The 23185-nt window shown below is 40.8% G+C and carries 18 protein-coding genes and 5 tRNA genes; all 23 read right to left on the reverse strand.

Translation table 11 applies throughout. The annotated features are described in order from the left end of the window. Positions 1–104: 104 nt before the first annotated feature. On the reverse strand, positions 105–4322 hold the full coding sequence (gene rpoC / locus QQK05_RS17520; RefSeq protein WP_284301060.1) for a DNA-directed RNA polymerase subunit beta': 4218 nt from the start codon (positions 4320–4322) through the stop codon (positions 105–107). Positions 4323–4417: 95 nt separating this feature from the next. Continuing rightward, positions 4418–8446 (reverse strand): DNA-directed RNA polymerase subunit beta, encoded by a 4029-nt coding sequence (rpoB, locus tag QQK05_RS17525; RefSeq protein WP_284301062.1) that lies wholly within the window; start codon positions 8444–8446, stop codon positions 4418–4420. A gap of 241 nt (positions 8447–8687) precedes the next feature. Next, entirely contained in the window at positions 8688–9056 is a 369-nt protein-coding gene (rplL, locus tag QQK05_RS17530) for a 50S ribosomal protein L7/L12 (protein WP_284301064.1), read from the reverse strand. Between the two features lie 108 nt (positions 9057–9164). Further along, positions 9165–9659, reverse strand: coding sequence for a 50S ribosomal protein L10 (gene rplJ, locus QQK05_RS17535; RefSeq protein WP_284301066.1), 495 nt, complete (start codon positions 9657–9659; stop codon positions 9165–9167). 273 nt (positions 9660–9932) lie between these two features. After that, positions 9933–10628, reverse strand: coding sequence for a 50S ribosomal protein L1 (gene rplA, locus QQK05_RS17540; RefSeq protein WP_284301069.1), 696 nt, complete (start codon positions 10626–10628; stop codon positions 9933–9935). 4 nt (positions 10629–10632) lie between these two features. Next, a complete protein-coding gene (gene rplK, locus QQK05_RS17545) occupies positions 10633–11061 on the reverse strand; it encodes a 50S ribosomal protein L11 (RefSeq protein ID WP_193022473.1) in 429 nt (142 codons plus the stop codon). Between the two features lie 221 nt (positions 11062–11282). After that, positions 11283–11855, reverse strand: a complete 573-nt coding sequence (gene nusG / locus QQK05_RS17550; RefSeq protein ID WP_284301072.1) for a transcription termination/antitermination protein NusG — start codon at positions 11853–11855, stop codon at positions 11283–11285. A gap of 2 nt (positions 11856–11857) precedes the next feature. Next, positions 11858–12238 carry a preprotein translocase subunit SecE gene (secE, locus tag QQK05_RS17555; protein WP_284301074.1) on the reverse strand — a complete coding sequence of 127 codons (381 nt, stop codon included), beginning with the start codon at positions 12236–12238 and terminating at the stop codon, positions 11858–11860. A 75-nt stretch (positions 12239–12313) separates the two neighbouring features. Then, a tRNA-Trp gene (locus QQK05_RS17560) sits at positions 12314–12390 on the reverse strand. Positions 12391–12463: 73 nt separating this feature from the next. After that, on the reverse strand, positions 12464–13234 hold the full coding sequence (locus QQK05_RS17565; protein WP_284301076.1) for a sterol desaturase family protein: 771 nt from the start codon (positions 13232–13234) through the stop codon (positions 12464–12466). A 21-nt stretch (positions 13235–13255) separates the two neighbouring features. Then, positions 13256–13411, reverse strand: coding sequence for a PEP-CTERM sorting domain-containing protein (locus tag QQK05_RS17570; protein ID WP_284301078.1), 156 nt, complete (start codon positions 13409–13411; stop codon positions 13256–13258). 148 nt (positions 13412–13559) lie between these two features. Then, positions 13560–13793 carry a TIGR02922 family protein gene (locus QQK05_RS17575; protein WP_284301081.1) on the reverse strand — a complete coding sequence of 78 codons (234 nt, stop codon included), beginning with the start codon at positions 13791–13793 and terminating at the stop codon, positions 13560–13562. A 416-nt stretch (positions 13794–14209) separates the two neighbouring features. Beyond that, positions 14210–15394, reverse strand: coding sequence for an elongation factor Tu (gene tuf, locus QQK05_RS17580; protein WP_284301051.1), 1185 nt, complete (start codon positions 15392–15394; stop codon positions 14210–14212). 69 nt (positions 15395–15463) lie between these two features. Beyond that, positions 15464–15539, reverse strand: a tRNA-Thr gene (locus tag QQK05_RS17585). Positions 15540–15553: 14 nt separating this feature from the next. Then, positions 15554–15628 (reverse strand) — tRNA-Gly (locus QQK05_RS17590). A gap of 32 nt (positions 15629–15660) precedes the next feature. Next, a tRNA-Tyr gene (locus tag QQK05_RS17595) sits at positions 15661–15745 on the reverse strand. 25 nt (positions 15746–15770) lie between these two features. After that, positions 15771–15846: transfer RNA gene (locus tag QQK05_RS17600), tRNA-Thr, on the reverse strand. A gap of 125 nt (positions 15847–15971) precedes the next feature. Further along, positions 15972–16727 (reverse strand): type III pantothenate kinase, encoded by a 756-nt coding sequence (locus QQK05_RS17605; protein WP_284301083.1) that lies wholly within the window; start codon positions 16725–16727, stop codon positions 15972–15974. Next, positions 16724–17689: a bifunctional biotin--[acetyl-CoA-carboxylase] ligase/biotin operon repressor BirA gene (birA, locus tag QQK05_RS17610; RefSeq protein WP_284301086.1), complete on the reverse strand. Its 966-nt coding sequence runs from the start codon at positions 17687–17689 to the stop codon at positions 16724–16726. Before birA ends, QQK05_RS17605 begins: the two co-directional genes overlap by 4 nt. Beyond that, positions 17683–18726 (reverse strand): UDP-N-acetylmuramate dehydrogenase, encoded by a 1044-nt coding sequence (gene murB / locus QQK05_RS17615; protein ID WP_284301089.1) that lies wholly within the window; start codon positions 18724–18726, stop codon positions 17683–17685. The genes birA and murB overlap by 7 nt, the downstream gene beginning before the upstream one ends. A gap of 29 nt (positions 18727–18755) precedes the next feature. Then, complete coding sequence (locus QQK05_RS17620; RefSeq protein WP_284301092.1) at positions 18756–20912, reverse strand: GumC family protein; 2157 nt, start codon at positions 20910–20912, stop codon at positions 18756–18758. Continuing rightward, positions 20909–21436, reverse strand: a complete 528-nt coding sequence (locus QQK05_RS17625) for a polysaccharide biosynthesis/export family protein (RefSeq protein ID WP_284301094.1) — start codon at positions 21434–21436, stop codon at positions 20909–20911. The genes QQK05_RS17620 and QQK05_RS17625 overlap by 4 nt, the downstream gene beginning before the upstream one ends. After that, positions 21423–22622 (reverse strand): outer membrane beta-barrel protein, encoded by a 1200-nt coding sequence (locus QQK05_RS17630; protein WP_284301096.1) that lies wholly within the window; start codon positions 22620–22622, stop codon positions 21423–21425. Before QQK05_RS17630 ends, QQK05_RS17625 begins: the two co-directional genes overlap by 14 nt. Between the last annotated feature and the right edge of the window lie 563 nt (positions 22623–23185).

A 23185-nucleotide genomic window follows, 5' to 3' on the forward strand; every position in this document is an offset into this window, starting at 1 on the left:
TTTTACTTAGCTTTTACAAAGGCATCATTGGGGGATCAAACACTAGATATAAAAAAACCCCATGAGCAACACTCATGGGGTTTTTATTAAGCGATTAGCTTAAGTTATTCAGCTTCACCTAAACCGTCTGCATTTAATGCATCCGTTAACGCTTGAGCAGCTTCATCTTGTGACACAGTCACTTCTTCAGTTGCTAAAGCTTCGTTACGCTTACGCGCACGTTCTTGGTGGTATGAGTAACCTGTACCTGCTGGGATTAATCGACCAACAATTACGTTCTCTTTTAAGCCACGTAAGCTATCTTTCTTACCAGCAACAGCTGCTTCAGTAAGAACACGCGTTGTCTCTTGGAAAGACGCTGCTGAGATGAATGATTCAGTTGCTAGTGATGCTTTAGTAATACCCATCATTAACATTTCGATTTCAGCAGGTTGTTTACCTTGAGCGATTAGCTCACGGTTAGCGATGTTTACGTTCGCTACTTCAACAATTTCACCTTTCAAGAATTCTGAATCACCACCGTCTAAGATTTCACACTTACGGATCATTTGGCGAACGATTACTTCGATGTGCTTATCGTTGATTTTTACACCTTGTAAACGGTATACGTCTTGTACTTCGTTAACAATGTAGTTAGCAACTGCAGCAACACCACGTAAACGTAGAATGTCATGTGGAGACTCAGGACCGTCGGCAATAACCTCACCTTTTTGTACTGATTCACCTTCGAACACGTTAAGTTGACGCCACTTAGGAATCATTTCTTCGTATACTTCACCGCTTGGTTGCGTGATTAGTAGACGGCGCTTACCTTTAGTTTCTTTACCGAAACCGATAACACCGGTTTTCTCAGCAAGGATCGCAGGTTCTTTTGGCTTACGTGCTTCGAATAAGTCAGCAACACGCGGTAGACCACCGGTAATATCACGAGTCTTAGAAGACTCTTGTGGGATACGTGCTAACGCGTCACCGATATTTACTGGAGAACCATCTTCTAAGTTTACAATCGCGTTACCTGGTAAGAAGTATTGTGCTGGGATTTCAGTACCAGCGATCATTACGTCGTTACCTTTCTCGTCAACTAGCTTAACCATTGGGCGCATTTCTTTACCCGCAGAGCTACGTTGGTTTGCGTCTGTTACTACGATGCTAGATAAACCAGTTAGGTCATCTGTTTGGCGAGTCATTGTTAAACCTTCAATTAGGTCAACAAATTTGATCTTACCAGCTACCTCAGTAATGATTGGGTGAGTATGTGGATCCCAGTTCGCTACGATTTCACCAGCTTCAATTGCTTCGCCGTCGTTCTTAGCTAATACAGAACCGTAAGGTACTTTATAACGCTCTTTCTCACGACCTAATTCGTCGATAACTGTTAATTCAGAAGAACGTGAAGTAATTACTGCATGACCTTCAGAGTTGATAACGAACTTAGCGTTTTGTAACTTAAGCGTACCTGTGTTCTTAACTTGAACAGAGTTTTCAGCTGACGCACGAGATGCCGCACCACCGATGTGGAACGTACGCATCGTTAACTGTGTACCTGGCTCACCGATTGATTGAGCAGCTACAACACCGATTGCTTCACCTTGGTTGATCATATGACCACGTGCTAAGTCACGACCGTAACAGTGTGCACAAATACCGAAGTCAGTTTCACAAGTAATGATTGAACGTACTTTGATTTGATCAACTGAATGTTCTTCGATTACATCACAAAGTGCTTCATCGATTAGTGTGTTACGTGGAAGTAATACTTCCTCTGTACCAGGAATTAATACGTCTTCAGCAACTGTACGACCTAGTACACGCTCACGTAATGGTTCAACAACGTCACCACCTTCAATTAATGGTGTCATTAATAAGCCGTCTTCAGTACCACAGTCGTGCTCAGTTACAACTAAATCTTGTGCAACGTCAACTAGACGACGTGTTAAGTAACCCGAGTTAGCTGTCTTAAGTGCCGTATCGGCAAGACCTTTACGCGCACCGTGAGTTGAGATGAAGTACTGTAATACGTTTAGACCTTCACGGAAGTTAGCCGTGATTGGCGTTTCGATGATTGAGCCATCTGGCTTAGCCATTAGACCACGCATACCCGCTAGCTGACGAATCTGTGCCGCACTACCACGAGCACCCGAGTCAGCCATCATGAAGATTGAGTTGAATGAGTCTTGCTCTTCCATCTCACCGTCACGGTTCTCGATAGACTCTTTCGATAAGTTGTCCATCATCGCTTTCGAAACTTTTTCGTTAGCAGATGACCAGATATCGATTACTTTGTTGTACTTCTCACCAGCAGTTACTAAACCTTGTTCGAACTGCTCTTGGATTTCAGTAACTTCTTCTTCCGCAGCGTCGATGATTGAGTACTTAGCTTCTGGGATAACCATGTCATCAATACCAACTGATGCACCCGCTACCATTGCGTAATGGAAACCTGTGTACATGATGTGGTCAGCAAAGATAACTGTGTCTTTAAGACCTAAGTTACGGTATGCATGGTTAATTAATTTTGAAATAGGCTTTTTGCCTAATGGCTGATCGATTAACTCGTAAGGTAAGCCTTTAGGACATACTTGCCATAAAATTGCACGACCAACAGTTGTATCACGTAAAGAAGTTTTCGCTTCTAATTCACCTTCGGCATTGCGAACGTGCTCTGTGATACGGATTTTAACGCGTGCATGTAGCTCAGCAACACCAGTACGGTAAGCTTTTTCAGCTTCTTTAGTGTTAGCGAATACCATGCCTTCACCTTTACCATTAACACGATCACGTGTTAAGTAGTAAAGACCTAATACAACGTCCTGTGAAGGAACGATGATTGGGTCACCGTTTGCAGGTGAAAGAACGTTGTTAGTCGACATCATTAACGCACGAGCTTCTAATTGAGCTTCTAGTGTTAATGGAACGTGTACCGCCATTTGGTCACCATCGAAGTCGGCGTTGTATGCCGCACAAACTAATGGGTGAAGGTGAATCGCTTTACCTTCAATTAGTACAGGTTCGAATGCTTGGATACCAAGTCTGTGAAGTGTTGGTGCACGGTTAAGCATTACTGGGTGTTCACGAATTACTTCGTCTAATACATCCCATACTTCTGCGCCTTCACGCTCTACTAGTTTCTTAGCTGCTTTGATTGTAGTCGCTAAACCACGAGCTTCTAATTTACCGTAGATAAATGGCTTGAATAGCTCAAGTGCCATCTTCTTAGGAAGACCACATTGATGTAAACGTAGAGTAGGACCTACTGTGATTACAGAACGGCCTGAGTAGTCAACACGCTTACCAAGTAAGTTTTGACGGAAACGACCTTGCTTACCTTTGATCATGTCTGCAAGCGACTTAAGTGGACGCTTGTTAGAACCTGTGATCGCACGACCACGACGACCGTTATCTAATAATGCATCAACAGACTCTTGTAACATACGCTTTTCGTTACGTACGATAATGTCTGGTGCAACTAGGTCTAATAGACGCTTCAAACGGTTGTTACGGTTGATTACACGACGGTATAAATCGTTCAAATCAGATGTCGCAAAACGACCACCATCTAGTGGTACTAATGGACGTAAATCTGGTGGAAGAATTGGTAATACAGACATGATCATCCACTCTGGCTTGTTGCCAGATTGAGCGAATGCTTCCATTAACTTCAAGCGCTTAGTGATCTTCTTACGCTTAGTTTCTGAACCAATTTCCGGTAGCTCTTCACGCATTTGCGCAATGTCGCCTTCAAGGTCGATTTGCTCTAATAAAGCAAGAACCGCTTCAGCACCCATCTTAGCGTCGAACTCGTCACCGTGCTCTTCTAATGAGTCTAAGTATTCTTCTTCAGTTAAGATTTGACCTTTCTCTAATGTCGTCATACCTGGTTCGGTAACAACATAAGATTCGAAGTATAAAACACGCTCAATATCGCGTAACGTCATGTCTAATAATAGACCGATACGTGATGGTAATGATTTTAAGAACCAAATGTGTGCAACTGGGCTTGCTAATTCAATGTGACCCATACGCTCACGACGTACTTTAGTAAGTGTTACTTCAACACCACATTTTTCACAAATTACACCACGGTGCTTTAAGCGCTTGTATTTACCACAAAGACATTCGTAGTCTTTTACTGGGCCGAAAATACGTGCACAGAATAAGCCGTCACGCTCTGGCTTGAACGTACGGTAGTTAATTGTCTCTGGCTTCTTAACTTCACCAAATGACCATGAACGAATTTGGTCAGGTGAAGCTAGTCCGATGCGAATACCATCGAATTCTTCTGTTTGATTTTGTTGCTTAAGAAACTTAAGTAAATCTTTCACACTCTATCTCCTGTCGGAGTTAAACCTTGTAAGAGGGCAACGGGTGCCCTCTTGCTATGCCAGCCTCTTCGGGCTGGCTTTTATCTCGTTGACCGCTATTCCTGGTCTAATTCGATGTTAATACCTAACGAGCGAATCTCTTTAAGTAATACATTGAACGACTCAGGCATACCTGGTTCCATACGGTGATCACCGTCTACTAAGTTCTTGTACATCTTAGTACGACCGTTCACGTCATCAGACTTAACCGTAAGCATTTCTTGTAAGGTGTAAGCAGCACCGGATGCTTCAAGTGCCCATACCTCCATCTCACCGAAACGCTGACCACCGAACTGAGCTTTACCACCTAGTGGCTGCTGAGTTACTAGTGAGTATGAACCAGTTGAACGAGCATGCATCTTGTCATCAACTAAGTGGTTTAGTTTCAGCATGTACATGTAACCTACTGTTACTGGACGCTCAAATTCACGACCTGTACGACCATCAGTTAAGATGAACTGACCACTTTCTGGCATATCAGCAAGTTTGAATAAGTCTTTAATTTCACGCTCACTTGCACCATCGAATACTGGTGTAGCAATTGGAAGACCTGCACGTAAGTTTTCTGCTAAGCGGTGTATTTCATCGTCAGAGAAGTTATCGATATCAACAACTTGGCGAGACTCACCTAACTCGTACACTTCTTTTAAGAAGGCACGTAACTTAGCTGTTTCTTGTTGTGCTTTGATCATGCGGTCAATCTTTTCACCGATACCGCGTGCAGCCATACCTAAGTGAGTTTCTAGGATCTGACCGATGTTCATACGCGACGGTACACCTAACGGGTTAAGTACGATATCGACTGGAACACCGTTTTGGTCGTATGGCATATCTTCAACAGGTACTACGTTTGAAATAACACCCTTGTTACCGTGACGACCAGCCATCTTATCACCAGGCTGAATGCGACGCTTAACTGCTAAGTAAACTTTAACAATTTTTAATACGCCAGGTGCTAAATCATCACCTTGAGTGATCTTACGACGCTTAGTTTCGAACTTCTTGTCGAACTCTTCTTTGATTGTGTCGTATTGCTCAGCAATTTGTTCTAACTCAGCTTGTTGGCCTTCGTCAGATAAGTTTTGCTGTAACCACTTGTCACGAGACATTGAGTTAAGATCAGATTCGTTTAAGCCAGCTGAAAGTAATAACTTCTTAGCACGTGCATAAATGCCGTCTTCCAAGATAGAGAACTCGTCGCCTAAATCTTTCTTAACTTCGCTTAATTGCATTTCTTCAATTTCTAATGCACGTTGGTCTTTCTCAACGCCATCACGAGTGAAGATTTGTACATCGATGATTGTGCCTGAAACTGAGTTCGGTACACGTAAAGAGCTGTCTTTAACGTCAGCTGCTTTCTCACCGAAGATTGCACGTAATAGTTTTTCTTCAGGTGTTAATTGCGTTTCACCTTTAGGCGTTACTTTACCTACTAAGATGTCACCACCTTTAACTTCAGCACCAATGTAAACAACACCAGACTCGTCTAGCTTGCTTAATGCTGATTCACCAACGTTAGGGATATCTGAAGTAATTTCTTCAGCACCTAATTTAGTGTCACGTGCGATACAAGATAATTCTTGAATATGAATCGTTGTGAAACGGTCTTCTTGCGCTACACGCTCAGAAATCAACATCGAGTCCTCGAAGTTGTAACCATTCCAAGGCATGAATGCGATACGCATGTTTTGACCAAGTGCTAAGTCACCCATATCTGTTGATGGGCCATCAGCTAATACATCACCACGGACAACTGGCTCGCCTACGCGACACTGTGGACGTTGGTTAATACATGTATTTTGGTTTGAACGCGTGTACTTAGTTAAGTTGTAGATATCGATACCTGCTTCACCAGGAACCATTTCATCTTCATTAACTTTAACTACGATACGAGAAGCATCTACGTAATCAACAACACCACCACGTTTAGCAACTGCAGTTACACCTGAGTCTACCGCGATAGTTTTTTCCATACCTGTACCAACTAAAGGCTTGTCAGCTTTTAATGTTGGAACGGCTTGACGTTGCATGTTCGCACCCATCAATGCACGGTTAGCATCATCATGCTCAAGGAATGGAATTAATGACGCTGCCACAGAAACGATCTGCTGTGGAGATACATCCATATATTGAACTTGTTCAGCAGACATTAACGTAAATTCGTTTTTGTGACGACATGGAACAAGACCGTCAACTAATTTACCATTTTCATCTACTTCAGCGTTCGCCTGTGCAACCACAAAGTTACCTTCTTCGATTGCAGATAAGTATTCAACTTCATCAGTAACAACACCGTCAACGATCTTACGGTAAGGCGTTTCTAAGAAACCGTAATCATTAGTACGAGCGTAACAAGATAATGAGTTGATTAGACCGATGTTTGGACCTTCCGGCGTTTCGATAGGACAAACACGACCGTAGTGCGTTGGGTGAACGTCACGTACTTCGAAGCCTGCACGTTCACGCGTTAAACCACCTGGGCCTAATGCAGAGATACGACGCTTGTGAGTAACTTCTGATAACGGGTTGTTTTGGTCCATAAACTGTGAAAGTTGCGAAGAACCAAAGAATTCTTTAACCGCTGCAGAAATTGGCTTAGCGTTAATTAGGTCTTGAGGCATAACTGCATCTAAGTCACCTAAAGATAAACGCTCACGAACAGCACGCTCTACACGAACTAAACCAACACGGAATTGGTTTTCTGCCATTTCACCTACAGAACGGATACGACGGTTACCTAAATGGTCGATATCATCTGTTTCACCTTTACCATCGCGAATTGCGATTAAAGTTTTCATTACAGAGATAATGTCGTCGTTTGATAATACGCCTTCACCTGTATCTTCTGCTGCGCCAACACGACGGTTGAACTTCATACGACCAACCGTTGATAAGTCGTAACGCTCTAATGAGAAGAATAGATTTGCAAATAATGCTTCAGCAGCATCTTTTGTTGGTGGCTCACCAGGACGCATCATACGGTAAATTTCAACTAACGCTTCTAAACGGTTAGTTGTAGTATCGATACGAACGGTATCAGACATGTATGAACCAACATCAAATTCGTTCATGTATAAAGTGTCTAATACTTTATGCCCAGCTTGGCTTAACTCAGCTAATAACTCTAACGTAATTTCAGCATTTGCTTCAGCAACAACTTCGCCAGTTGACTCATCGATGTAAGCTTTAGATAACACTTTACCTACGATGTAATCTGCTGGTACTTCTAATTCGGTAACATTTTCTTTTGATAACGTACGAATGTGACGCGCAGTAATACGACGACCTTGTTCAACTAAAACATCACCATTTGGCAATTTAATGTCGAAAGTCGCAGTTTCACCACGTAAACGCTCAGGGATTAATTCCATGATCATCTTGTCGCCTTTGATTTCATAGGCGGTAGTGTCATAGAACATCGCTAAGATTTCTTCAGTTGAGTAATCTAAAGCGCGTAAGATGATCGACGCAGGTAATTTACGACGACGGTCAATACGTACGAATAAGTTATCTTTCGGGTCAAACTCGAAGTCTAACCACGAACCACGGTAAGGAATCACACGTGCGTTGTATAACACTTTACCTGAAGAGTGTGTTTTACCTTTGTCATGATCAAAGAAAACACCTGGTGAACGGTGCAATTGTGAAACAATAACACGCTCCGTACCATTAATAACGAACGTACCGTTCTCAGTCATTAATGGGATTTCACCCATATACACTTCTTGCTCTTTGATATCTTTTACTGTACCAGCCGGTGCATCTTTATCGTAAAGCACTAAGCGTAACTTAACACGTAGTGGCGCAGAGTAAGTAACACCACGGATTTGACATTCTTTAACGTCAAATAATGGCTCACCTAAACGGTAGCTTACGTATTGTAATTCAGAGCTACCAGAGTAGCTTTTAATTGGGAAAATTGAACGGAACGCGGCTTCTAAACCCGTTTCGCCAGTAGGATCAATATCAATGAACTTTCGGAAAGATTCGAGTTGGATGGACAACAAGAATGGGTAATCCATTACTTGTGCACTTTTACCAAAGTCCTTTCTAATTCGTTTCTTTTCAGAGTAAGAGTAAACCATGGGGTTCCTCAGCTAGCTGGTTATACCGAATCTGTCTGTGAGCAGACAGCCTATTGCTGTGACATCAAATGCCAAGTTGAGTGCACACTGGTGAATATGCAGTCAACTTGGCAATACGTCTAAACTTTTTATAATGCACTGTTTTTGGGTAAAAAAAACCACTTTATTTAGCGCAAAAAGGCCGGTGACGTTTAAATCACCAGCCATTGCCTATTAGGCAGCTAATCTGTAGTAAGACAGATTATTTGATCTCAATAGTAGCACCTGCTTCTTCAAGATCTTTCTTAAGAGCTTCAGCTTCTTCTTTAGAAACAGCTTCTTTAAGAGCTTTAGGAGCAGCTTCAACTAGTTCTTTAGCTTCTTTTAAGCCAAGACCAGTTGCACCACGTACTGCTTTGATTACAGCAACTTTCTTATCGCCGAAACCAGCTAAGATTACGTCGAATTCAGTTTGCTCAGCAGCAGCAGCACCAGCGTCACCGCCAGCTACAGCAACAGCAGCAGCAGCAGATACGCCGAACTTCTCTTCCATTGCTTCAATTAATTCTACTACGTCCATTACTGACATTTCAGCAATAGCATTTAGGATATCGTCTTTAGAAATAGACATTATTCAATTTCCTGTGTTTAGGTAAACAATCTAAAAATGATTGTTTGAAATAACTATAAAATACAAAAAGTGCGAGTTGGTCTCTTAACATTAAGAGGGTAACAACTATTAAGCAGCTTCTTGCTCTTTCTGATCGCGAATTGCTGCAATCGTACGGGCAAGTTTGCCTGCAGATGCTTCTTTCATAGCGCTCATTAAACGTGCAATTGCTTCGTCGTACGTTGGTAGCTTAGCTAACATCGCAACGTCTACAGCGTTACCTTCGAATGCTGCAGCTTTTAATTCAAAGTTTTCGTTTTCTTTAGCGAAATCTGAGAATAAACGTGCTGCTGCACCTGGGTGCTCGTTTGAAAATGCAATTAATGAAGGACCAACTAGTGTTTCAGTAACACATTCAAATTCAGTACCTTCTAAAGCACGACGTGCTAATGTGTTACGGACAACTTTCATCCATACGCCATTTTCACGTGCTTGCTTACGTAAAGCAGTAATTGCTTCAACCGTAATACCGCGAGAATCCGCGATTACAGCTGACTGAGCGCCATTGGCAGCTTCATGAACTTCAGCAACAATTGCTTTTTTGTCATCAAGATTGATAGCCATTGGCTTTAACTCCTGGTTCAACCGGGTTTGAAACCGGTAATTACAACTCCGTAGGTCTTTCAACCTGCGGCCATTACGGCGAGAGCCAGAAATTTAAGGAAATATCTGGGTAATCACCATCTACGTAGGAACATTAAGGTTTAATATCAGCGTAAACTGCCTTAAACCACCTACGGTCTTTGACGGGACTGTTAAAAAAGTAAGCTTTTAAAACAGTTCCTACCAAAATTAAGGGGGCGAATTATAGATTAATATTTCGCCCCTGTAAAGGTCTTAGAAGTTTAAAGTACCTTGATCTACGGTTACACCAGCACCCATAGTCGTTGATACAGAGATCTTCTTAATGTATTGACCTTTAGCATTAGCTGGTTTTGCTTTCTTAAGCGCTTCCAATAATGCTTCTAAGTTCTCTTGTAACTTAGCATCTTCGAAATCAACCTTACCGATTGTAGTATGGATGATACCGTTTTTGTCGTTACGGTAACGAATCTGACCAGCTTTTGCGTTGTTAACAGCAGTTACTACGTCAGGAGTTACAGTACCAACTTTCGGGTTAGGCATTAAACCACGTGGGCCTAAGATTTGACCTAACTGACCTACTACGCGCATTGCATCTGGAGTAGCAATAACAACGTCGAAGTCCATCTGACCAGCTTTAACTTGTTCAGCTAAGTCATCCATACCAACTACGTCAGCACCAGCTTCTTTCGCTTTGTCTGCGTTTGCACCTTGAGTGAAAACAGCAACACGAACGTCACGACCAGTACCGTTTGGTAATACAGTTGCACCACGAACGTTTTGGTCTGATTTACGAGCATCGATACCTAAGTTGATTGCAACATCAACACTTTCACGGAATTTAGCAGTAGCTAATTCTTTTAAAAGTGCGATTGCTTCGTTGATTTCATAATCTTTTAATACGTCCACTTTTTCACGGATAAGACGAGCGCGCTTTGATAATTTAGCCATTCGATTAACCCTCTACCACTAAGCCCATTGAACGAGCAGAGCCCGCGATAGTGTTAACAGCTGCGTCCATGTCGCCTGCTGTTAAATCTGGTTCTTTCATCTTAACGATTTCTTCAAGTTGAGCACGTGTAACAGTACCAACTTTTTCAGTGTTAGGACGACCTGAACCTGACTTGATACCAGCAGCTTTCTTAAGTAAGTAAGATGCAGGTGGAGTCTTAGTTTCGAACGTGAAAGAACGGTCATTGTATACAGTAATAACTACTGGTACTGGAGCGCCTTTGTCTAATGCATCTGTACGAGCATTGAATGCTTTACAGAATTCCATGATGTTTACACCGTGTTGACCTAATGCAGGACCAACTGGTGGCGACGGGTTAGCTGCACCAGCAGCTACTTGTAGCTTGATTAAAGCTTGGACTTTTTTAGCCATCTTTAAAGATTCCTATGTTTGGGTAATAACGCTAGTTCTTTCGAACACCACACTCGTCCTTTTAATAAGGTTAAGTGTTAGCTCCCCGTGGATTAAAATTCACCGTTTTTTGGCCAGCTTTCGCCCGCCCAAATAAAAACGGTAGCGGATTATAAAATAATCAACACTACCGTTTCAAGTACTAATTTAAATTTAAGTTTTAATTTAACAAATAATTAAAATTAGCCTTTTTCAACTTGAACAAATTCTAGGTCAACTGGCGTCGAGCGACCGAAAATAAGCACAGATACTTTAATACGGTTCTTCTCGTAATCGAGCTCTTCAACAACACCATTAAAGTCAGCAAATGGACCATCAATAACGCGGATAACCTCACCCACCTCAAACAATGTCTTAGGCTTCGGCTTATCTGTAGAGTCTTCTAATCGTTGTAAAATACGATCTGCTTCACGTTGCGTAATAGGCGCAGGGCGATCAGATGTGCCACCGATAAAACCAAGTACGCGTGGAACACTTTTCACTAAGTGCCATGCTTCTTCGTCCATTGCCATTTCAACAAGAACGTAACCTGGGAAGAATTTACGAGCACTTTTACGTTTTTGACCAGCACGCATCTCTACTACTTCTTCAGTAGGTACTAAAATCTGACCAAACTTGTCTTCCAAGCCATGAATTTGAATGTGCTCAATTAACGTTTTTTGAACACGAGCTTCGTAGCCAGAAAATGCTTGAACAACGTACCAACGTAATTTTGGTCCAGTGTTTTCTTCTGTAAATGATTTTTCGTCAGTCATAATTAAGCCGAAACTCCAGTGATTAAGCCAACAATCCACATTAATAGTGAATCAATGCCCCATAAAATTAATGACATTACTAATGTTGCAACAAGAACGATACCCGTTGTTTGTAAAGCCTCTTGGCGAGTTGGCCAAACAACTTTACGAACCTCAGTTCTAGCTTCTTTCGCAAATTCAATAAATGTACGGCCTTTTTCAGTTTGAGCGGCAATAAAAGCTGCAATAATAACTGCTACAACCACACCAATTGCGCGAAATAAAACTGACTCGTTACTAAAATAATAGTTACCAAAAACAGCACCTGCTAAAATAAGGAATGTTACACCCCATTTTAGTGTGTCTAGAGAACCGCCTGTTTGGTTTTCCGTACTTGCATTCATATATCTTTGACCCGTAAATCGTATTTAGCAATTTTAGCTACTTTAGTGAATCCATTGTTTCACTAAACAATAATTTGGCAGGGGTAGAGAGATTCGAACTCCCAACCGTCGGTTTTGGAGACCGCTGTTCTACCAATTGGAACTATACCCCTATATACACTTACACTAATCGGGTGAATCTTGTTTGTTTGGGATTTAAGAATAACTCGAGAAGTGAGGTCGGTATTATACTGAGTCAATTTTTTTACTCAAGCGATTTCTGTGCTTGTTGTGTTGTCTAAGATATTTGACGGGTTGTTTTAAGACGAACAAAATATTGATTTGGTCCGGTTTGTTAAAATAATTTAAGCCATAATCATGTTGAGTCGGCATTTGTTCATCAGAAAAAGTATTAAATAATCGATCCCAAATAGAAAATATCATCCCATAATTGCTATCGGTTAAACGCCTCTGACTCACATGGTGCAAATGGTGCAGCCTTGGTGTAATAATTACATTCGCTAATACTTGGTCGAGCACTCTAGGCAGTAAAAAATTCGAATGGTGCCATATAGAGAGACTAACCGCACAAGTCGCATAGAGTGCGATCAATTCAGTTTGAATAGCAAACGCCCATGAGAAAATTGCAAATAACGTAAAGTTAAGAACAACCTCAAACGGATGGTGGCGATATTCAGTTGTCACATCGACTTCGATATCGGAATGATGAACCACATGCGTAGCCCACAAGATTTTGTAATGATGAAAAAGCCTGTGAACGGCATAATGATAAACATCTAGCATCACAAACTGTGCGATTAACAAAGCTAACGTATAGTTTAGTTGCCATAAAGGTGCGATATAGGCTGTTACAAATACTTTTCCTAGCCAGATAAAGCCCGTTGAAAAAAAGAAAAGTAAAAAATTAACGAACCATCTCTGTTTATGATGCAAGATAGGATGATATGGCTTAACGTGCTCGAGTACCAGCATAATAATGAGCACGTAGTACGCCATAAGTTGACCTTTATTGTGTTGCTATTTCTTTCTTTTAAAAAGATAGACTGCAATGCCAGCAACTGCCATTAACACCCAAGTTTGAGGTTCTGGAACCTGAGTTGGCGTTGATATTCCGGCGAATGCCGATAAAGGTAATAAGGTTACTGCACACGTGATTAATTGCTTTGCTTTCATGGCTCTTCCTTAATTTATAAGAGACAGAAATTAATAAGCATCAACTGAGCCAAGATGCCAATTGACTGAAATCGTATAAATTTTATACAGAATCAATTTAGAAAATGTTATAAATGTAAAATTACGTGACAGTTTGCCTTAGTATTTCTCAGCGGACCGAGCTGTGAGGAGTATTCACTAAATGTAGGTCATTAATTATCCTGTCGCCTACTTTGTTGATAATATTTATACGCCCTTCGCAAACAGCAATAATTGATTTCCCAGATTTAAACGACTCTGGAATAACCACTCTCCCATTAGTATTTTGCTCAAACGTACAGCAAAGACTTCTTAACTCTAAAGATTCTTCAGCGTAATAAATAACAGTAACAACTTTAAACATATATATCTCTACCTCACCATATGCTCCTTGCTAGTGTTGCTTTTGAATAAAATTAGATGACGAAAATCTGAAATCTACTATTTGATTCCAAGTTCACCGTGGTTCATCTATTAACATAACGAGTAAAGAAGGAAAAAATGTGAAAGCATGAAATTTTCCCCTTAGAATTAGTCAATATTCAATGTGAACTAAGAATCGGTGTAACCGCCAGGACGGCGGAAATGTCATTTATGCAGGAGCAATTAATGACGAGTCGATGCTTTCTTTTCGGTATTAGCTGATACAACACCAGCACCTACCCTGTATTGAGAGCGCCACCTTTTCGGTGGCTGTAGGAATAAACCCTAAGCCCTAAATGCAAAAAAGAGCGCCTAAGCGCTCTTTTTTAGATGTTCGATGTGAACTAAGAATCGATATTAGTCGATGATCTTAGATACAACACCAGCACCTACTGTACGGCCACCTTCACGGATAGCGAAACGTAAACCTTCGTCCATCGCGATTGGGTTGATTAGCTCAACAACAAACTTCAAGTTGTCGCCTGGCATTACCATTTCTACACCTTCTGGTAACTCTACAGCACCTGTGATGTCAGTTGTACGGAAGTAGAACTGTGGACGGTAACCTTTGAAGAATGGTGTATGACGACCACCTTCATCTTTAGTTAATACGTAAACTTCTGATTCGAACTTCGTGTGTGGAGTGATTGAACCTGGCTTAGCAAGTACTTGACCACGTTGAACTTCATCACGCTTAGTACCACGTAATAAAACACCACAGTTCTCACCTGCACGACCTTCGTCAAGAAGCTTACGGAACATCTCTACACCAGTACATGTTGTAGTAGTTGTCTCTTTGATACCTACGATTTCTACGTCGTCACCTACTGTGATGATACCACGCTCAACACGACCTGTTACTACTGTACCACGACCTTGGATTGAGAATACGTCTTCGATTGGTAAGATGAAGTCACCGTCGATTGCACGCTCTGGCTCTGGAATGTAAGTGTCTAATTCGTTAGCAAGTTCTAAGATTTTCTCTTCCCATTGAGCTTCACCGTTAAGTGCGCCTAATGCTGAACCAGCGATGATTGGTAAATCGTCACCTGGGAAATCATACTCAGAAAGAAGTTCACGAACTTCCATTTCTACTAATTCTAATAACTCTTCGTCATCTACCATGTCACACTTGTTCATGAATACGATGATGTAAGGTACACCAACCTGACGAGATAATAAGATGTGCTCACGTGTTTGTGGCATTGGGCCATCTGTAGCAGCTACTACTAAGATCGCGCCGTCCATTTGTGCAGCACCAGTGATCATGTTTTTAACGTAATCGGCGTGACCAGGACAGTCTACGTGTGCGTAGTGACGTGTTTCTGTGTCGTACTCAATGTGAGAAGTATTGATTGTAATACCACGCTCACGCTCTTCTGGAGCGTTATCGATTTGAGCGAAATCACGAACTTCACCACCGTGAGTTTTTGTTAATACTGCAGAGATAGCAGCTGTTAAAGTTGTTTTACCGTGGTCAACGTGTCCGATAGTACCAACGTTTACGTGCGGTTTCGAACGTTCAAATTTTTCTTTAGCCACTTTTAAATACCTTAAGTCAAAGTTTAGTTTAAAAAGTTTAGTTAAAGATAGAAGGATAGGATTTTGAGATGGTGCTAATAGGCAGATTCGAACTGCCGACCTCACCCTTACCAAGGGTGCGCTCTACCAACTGAGCTATATCAGCACAATGCACAAATATGGAGCGGGTGGCGGGAATCGAACCCGCTTCATTAGCTTGGAAGGCTAAGGTAATAGCCAGTATACGACACCCGCTATGCTATCAGACTATCTCTGCATATAAAAAATGGTGGAGGGAGGTGGATTCGAACCACCGAAGGCGGAGCCGTCAGATTTACAGTCTGATCCCTTTGGCCACTCGGGAACCCCTCCAGGACTTTATTAAATAAAGTATTAATGGTGCCGACTGCCGGAGTCGAACTGGCGACCTACTGATTACAAGTCAGTTGCTCTACCAACTGAGCTAAGTCGGCACTACATTAAGTGGAGCGAATTCTAGAGTAATGCTGATTACCTTGCAATAGATAAATAAAAAAAAGTTGCATGTTTTTAGCTATTCGATGCTTTTTTAACCGAGAATGCCGCTAAAACAATACAGTTAACAATATTGTTTCAGGCCATGAAAAACTAGTTCTGGCACATAAATCAGCTCTTCATGGTTGAATTCTCGGTATAACTGCATCAATTTTTTACCATTACCGCCAGTAAAAATTAATTGAAAATCATCACTTGTTTTCTCATTGTTTTTATCCAAGTAATTGACGAATGTTTCTTTTGCCATAGAAATTAGACCAAGTGTTGCAGCCCAACTCGCTTGATTAACATTTTCCTGTGTTGTAACACCGAATGATAATTGATCGATCATCTTGAATTCGGAATGAACGTTAGCTGCACGTTCAGTAATTGAATTATGAATCGTTTCAACTCCAGGCAGTATCCATCCTCCTAGGTGTCGTTGATTACTTGTTAATATATCAACGGTTGTTGCAGTACCGGCATCAACAATAATCAAATTAAGATTTGGCATGAGGTGCTGGGCACCCAAAATAGCTAACCAGCGGTCGACTCCCATCTGTTGAGGGTTTTTATACCCACAAATAATACCATTGGTTTGAACTTGGGTTTTTGCTTGAATTAATGTTGCTCCATTTTGCGATGCACTATTCGATATTAATTCGAACAGCTGCTCGTCGAGAACACTTGATACACAAACGATAGATACTCCATTCAACAGCTGATTCAATATCTTTTGATCGATTTGATCATTATCGAGCGATTCTACTTTACCGAGAGTGTCAGTATTGAGGTAAACATATTTCATGCGCGAATTACCGCAATCAATTAACAACTTCATGATTGGCCTCGCAGACTTACTTCTCCACCATAAACGGTTTTATTCACGCCATTGACTTCAAGCAATAAAGCCCCGTTTAAATCGATACCTCTGCATATTCCCATAGTTTCTCGCTCTCCAGCGATAATTTTTACAGGTTTATCAATAAAGCAATCAAACTCATTCCATTGTGCGACCATATGTGACAAGCCTGATTGCTGATGCTGAACTATACGATTATTAAGGTTAATGATTAATTGACTCGCGATGTCATTTCGGTCCAACGTGTTCGAAAACTGGTTCAATGCACTCCAAGGCTGATCTATTTGTTCTGCACTTTTATCTGGCATGCTTACATTTAATCCAATACCAATGACGGCATGGCTAGGTTCAAGGGGTTGACCGTCGAGTTCAATTAAGATTCCTGACAACTTTTTCCCTTGCCAATAAACATCATTTGGCCATTTAAGCTGAACACTTTCACCCGTTACTTGCTCTATTGTATCGTGGATTGCTAAAGCAACCGCAATACTCAACCCCATTGCGGCATTCAAGCCTTGCTCGAGCGCACAATACATCGATAAATACAAATGACTACCAAATGGTGAAATCCACTGGCGACCTCGCCGACCTCTTCCTTGACTTTGATATTCAGCAATACAAACGTCACCATGCACAGTATTATGTGGTAATTTGCGCATCAAAAAGCTGTTGGTGGAATCTATAATGACATGACTATCAACGCTAAAGTTAACCCCTGCTTGTCTGATCTTCTCTTCAATTACCCCTTGATTAAGCAAATTTAAGGGCTCAGCTAAGCGGTAACCCTTGCCATGCACAGAGTAAACATCCACACCCATTTCATTGATAGCTTTGACATGCTTGGCAATCGCTGCCCTCGTTACACCGTACATTTCCCCAAGCTTTTCACCAGAGTAAAAGTTTCCATCACTTAATGTTGTTAAAATCTGTTCTCTTAGCATGTTTGTGTTAGCTCTATGTCATCAATTACCTGCTCACCCTGGGCACCTATTAACCGAACTTCTGGCTCTAGCTTGATGCCAAACTTATTCACTACGGTTTGTTGAATATGTTTTGCCAGAGAAATGATTTCATCACCACGTCCATTGTTATGATTAACTAACACCAAGGCTTGATTCTTATGGACACCAACATTGCCTCGCACAAATCCTTTCAATCCTGCATGCTCAATTAACCAACCGGCTGCCAGCTTGACTCGCTTTTCGTCTACCTCAAAGGTAGGTAGATTAGAATAGATAGCACGTAATTCCTTAACAACACTAACATCGACAATTGGATTTTTAAAAAAACTACCCGCATTAGGTAAGCAGGCCGGGTCAGGTAACTTACTATTACGAACTTCAATTACTTTTTCTAATATAGCTTTAGCACTACTCGCTGGTGATAACGACTTCAAATCTCCATAATTTGTTCTCGCATGCCAGGCTTTTGGAAAAAAGAATGACACGCGTGTAATCACGCCTTGTTTAAATCCAGGCGTTTTGAAAACACTGTGACGATATGAGAATTGACACTGCTCATTTGACAGCACTTTTTTCTCACCAGTAGTAAGACTTACCCATTCAACGCTTTGACAATAATCAGCGAGCTCTTTGCCATAAGCCCCTATATTTTGCACAGGAGCAGCCCCAACTGTTCCAGGAATTAACGCTAGGTTTTCCAAACCCAAAATATTTTTGTCAATTAAGCTAATGACAAGGTGATGCCAATTTTCGGCACTGCCAACGACTACCTTGAAACCATCAGGAGTTTCGGTTATTTCAATACCTCGGAAGTTTGGCTTAACGATGCAGGGTGTATACGCCTCATAAAAAAGTGTATTACTGCCTTCGCCCAAAAGGTAATAAGAACCACTATCTAATTCACGAGACAAGGTTTTTAAATGGTCGATTGTTTCTGGAAAATAGATTGTCGGCGCTATCGCGTCAACAGCAAAACTATTAAATGCTTTGAGTGAAAAGTTCGTTTCTGATCTCATAAATATACCGAATTACCGCGAGCAAATCGTTATGCTTGTCGTCTAACCGGTAATTTTATGATGTTTGCAGGGTTATTGTAATACTTGTTGTGGTATTTAGTCGTATCAATGTTTTCACTACGATTAATTACAACTCCGTCTATTGGAGCGCTAACTTGCTTTAATGTTCTCAAGCCTGCTGAGATTTCATCGCGTTTCGTTTTCCCGCCATGGACAATATAGATAACACTATCAACATTTCTTGAAATAATAACAGCGTCACTAACCGCGTTAACTGGGGGAGTCTCTATGATGATACGATCATAGAAATTGCCAAAAACCTTAATCAACATACCAAATCGCTTCATCGACAAGAATGCTAATGGATTACTTGGTGTTATTCCTGAGGTTAAAATATCGAGTTTTACATGTTCATCACGAACGATACACTCATTAATCTCGTGCGTTTTAGCTAATAAATTAGATAAACCAGGACGATTTGAGTCCAATCTCAAGCTTTTTGCAATCGTTGGGTGACGCATATCCCCTTCGATTAACAATACCTTTTCCATCTCGCTAAAGGAACGTGCCAACTCCAAAGCAACAGTCGACTTTCCTTCATTAGGAACTGAAGAGGTAATCGCAATGACTTTTGGTGGCGCCTTTTCCTGTCTAAATAACAAAGAGGTACGTAGTGAGCGAACAGCTTCTACAAATCGATTATCTTGGTAATACTTGTTCTTTTGCTGAGCGCTTTTATCCAGTTTGAACTTAGGAAGAATTGCTAAAACAGGTGCTTCGTTAAAATTATCTAACTTACGACGCGAGTTCAAAGTATCGATTAATAATTCACGCATGATGATAATAATCGATAAAAAGATAATTGAAAGCACAATAGCAACGATTAACGCTAAGACTTTATTAGGTTTGTATGGGCTCTTTGGCACTACGGCCTTATCAATAAAACGAACATAGAAGTTGGTTTTATAGTTACCCATTGCATCCGCTTCTTTTAGACGCACTAGATAATTACTATATAGCTCTTTGTTCGTATCAACCTCACGCTCTAACTGCGAAAATTTATTTTCTAATCGACTCAAGCGCAAAAAGTCTTGTTTAGCAGCAGCAAGACGAGCACCCGTTGCGACCGCTTTTTCTTTCGCAGCAAAATAGTCCTTCGTAAGCGCTAATACAACGTTATCTGTGTGCTCTGCAATTCGACGCTCTAAACTCGCTATCTCTGCGTTGATTGCTATCATTTTCGGATGCTTTGGACCATATCGTTTTGAAAGTTCAGAATGCTTCCTGTTTACTATTTCTTCTTGACCTTTAAGTGCAATATAAAGGTCGTCATTACTCACCTCAGGCAACTCGGTCAATTGCTGAAGGTTACTTTTATTTTTTTGAATATAGTCGTACGTAACTTTAAGGTCATCTTCTCGACGAGAGGCGCGAATTGCCCCAGAAGTCAGCTCGGTTAACTCAGCACTGACTAATCCAACAATACCGTGAATATCAACAATATTTTCTTGCTCTCGAAACTGTTGCAAAGCATGTTCAGAGGCTTCTAACTTCTTTCCTAACTCTTCGAGTTGATCTACTAGCCATTGTGATGTCGACTCTTTTGATGCCGTGTGAATCTCATCTTGATATTGCAAATAAGTGACACCTACTTGGTTTGCCACTTTCATTGCTAGTACGGGATCATAAGCAGAAAAGGTAATACGAACCAACTCTGTCTTTGCCATTGGCGAGATAGTTAATCGTCTTTGGAAAGCTTTCACAACATAATCAATTGAGCGTTTTTGGTTAAGTGCTCTCTCGTTTTGCCATGGCAATAGCTTTTTGTACTTTTGACCAGAAAATTCTTCGCTTTCGGTTAAATTTAGTCTTGCGACTACGCGCTCTGCAAACTTCCGTGATCTTAGAAGTTCATATTGTGTTTGAATTTGTTCTGCCGTAGCACTGGATTCATTAAAGGCATTGTTAATCGATAAGGTATTCGTTGGTTTATTATTACCAATTAATAAGATAGCACTAGCCTGGTAAGTCGGTTTTAGAAGAGACACATATACAGCCACCATTAATGTAATTAATAGCGTGCAAAATATAATAAGCCAACGCCTATTCCATAGCGGTCGTAAGACTTCCGCTAGAGAGACGTCGTCATCTTGCATCTGTACTGGCTGTTGCTCGATCTGACTCAAAAGAAACTTTGCCCTATTTTAACAATATCATCTGGATATAACTCAGTTGAAATATCCGCTTCTATAACTACGGTTTTCCCATCTATTTTACGTGTAATCTTCCAGTCTGATTTTGACGCTCTATTTGTCAGTCCTCCTGCCAAAGCCAATGCTTTATCTAGCGTAAGATCTGGCTGGTAGGGATAACCTCCAGGTACATTTACTTGGCCATGAATAAAAAACGGACGATAAGCAACGATAGACACAGACACTTGTGGATCTATTAAATAATCACCACGCAGCCCTTCGTCAATGATCATTTCAATTTGTTCAGTCGTCTTACCGGATATCTTCAAATCATCGAGAAATGGAAACGATATCACTCCGGATTTATCAATCTTTGCCCTAGTTCTTAAATCTGGTTCATTGTAAACTTCAATCAATACGCTATCTCCTGCACTCAAGACATAATTGAGTGCCATCGAAGGCTTAATAGCCAACGTTAGCAATAGCGCACAAAAGATGAACAGTTTACAACGCAACATTAATTCCTACAACAAGGTGATTTTTATCAAAATCTAAATCATCCTCGGTCGACGATAACCCCGAATAGTTATTTTTTATGTAGACAGAGAACATTTCATTAATATTATAACTTATTTTTCCACCGGCTAATAGATAGTCATCTGTGCGTGTAAATTCGGGGAATATTGCCTCTTCTTTCATATAACCGGCATACAAGCTCATCTTAAACTGATTGGTAAAGTCATGAGTAAATGTTGCTAAAACATTTTCTAAAATCCTAAAACGATCTTCTATCTGAGTTGCATCAACAGCTCTTCTTCTTGCGTTTATATTAAACTCAGAAAAATCAGTAGGCGTCCATAGCAAGTCAAATTCCCATCGCGTAACGTCATCATCATTTAAAGCACTATTTTCGAACGACAATTGCTGTAGACCTGCATAAGCCTCCACCATAAAGAAAACCGAGTGGCGCCATTTAGCACCAAGCAGTACTGCTACGCTATCACGATCGGCACCAAGTTCATCATCGTAATTCAATTGCTCATACTCACCTTTAACAGATAAATATGTTTTTCCAGAAGCAAGGTAATCAAAATGAGACTGAACATAAAACGTAGCAAGATCTAATTCTGATGATATGTCACGACGTGTTTGATATTCGAAACCCCTTGTACCGACTAAAACCTCAGCACGTGCTACAGAATCTTCACCGCCATAGCGAAAACCCGCATTAGCAAAATAGTTACGCTTTTCATCGCCAACTGTTATTTCTTCAATAAAGCCTTGAGATAAACCTTCCCCAGGAAACTCATATACATTGCGATACATACCAGTCAAAAACAGTGTTTTGTTAGAAGCGAGTTTGAATTGATATTTTCCTAGCGCAAGAACATTAGTGTGGTCATTATCTTCAATGTCTTGCAATTTGAGGTGGTTAATGTTGATTTTGGTCTGAAGTAGACTTTGTTCCCACATTGCTTGCACCCAAAGATTAGGTTGAAAAGACAAGGTTTGGGTATCATCGTTATCACTGTCTAACGTAAAGTTTGAGAGTTGGCCATATTCAACACCAAAATCTAAATCAAGCTCATTACCTTCGATGTACTCAAAATTTAAATTATAAAAATCTATTTCATGAGTGGGAGCTGCAGCATACAAATTAAACGAGATAGCGGGTAATACAAAGGCGAGTTTTTTAAAATTCATAACTACTCAATTCTTATTATTTTAAATTTATGTTAACTGCTTTAGCACAATACTTAAACAGTTTTATAGCTATTACTTTTTTAAATGAAACGTTGAAAACACACTAAGAGCACGACTTTGGCAACGTAAAATTCTACTTATTATTTTGAATGAAATATAAAAAGTCATAAACGAAAAAGGCCTGCTCATTGAGCAGACTTTTAGAATGGGTGTCTAGCAATAAGCCACATGGATGTGGTGAATGCCGAAAACGCATGGGCGCAGTTGCATTTCACTTCTGCTTTTCTGAGGTATGGGCGTATTCCCTACATGGATGTAGGTGATTAGGGTAACGCAGGAGCAGTTACCGAGGGAGCAGGTGCTACCACAGTACTATATTGTCTTTGCGTTATTCAAAAGCCGAAAACGAAAAAAGCCTGCTCAATGAGCAGGCTTTTAGAATGGGTGTCTAGCAATTGGCTAACAGTGCGCAGAGCTTACTGTGAAAAAACGGGACAAAGACAAACTATTGTCTTTGAACATTTCCGTTTTTCCTCTACTCGAGAGTAGGTCAGTTTTTTTAC

Origin of the sequence: Thalassotalea loyana (assembly GCF_030161435.1) — a bacterium.
Classification (GTDB): domain Bacteria; phylum Pseudomonadota; class Gammaproteobacteria; order Enterobacterales; family Alteromonadaceae; genus Thalassotalea_G; species Thalassotalea_G loyana.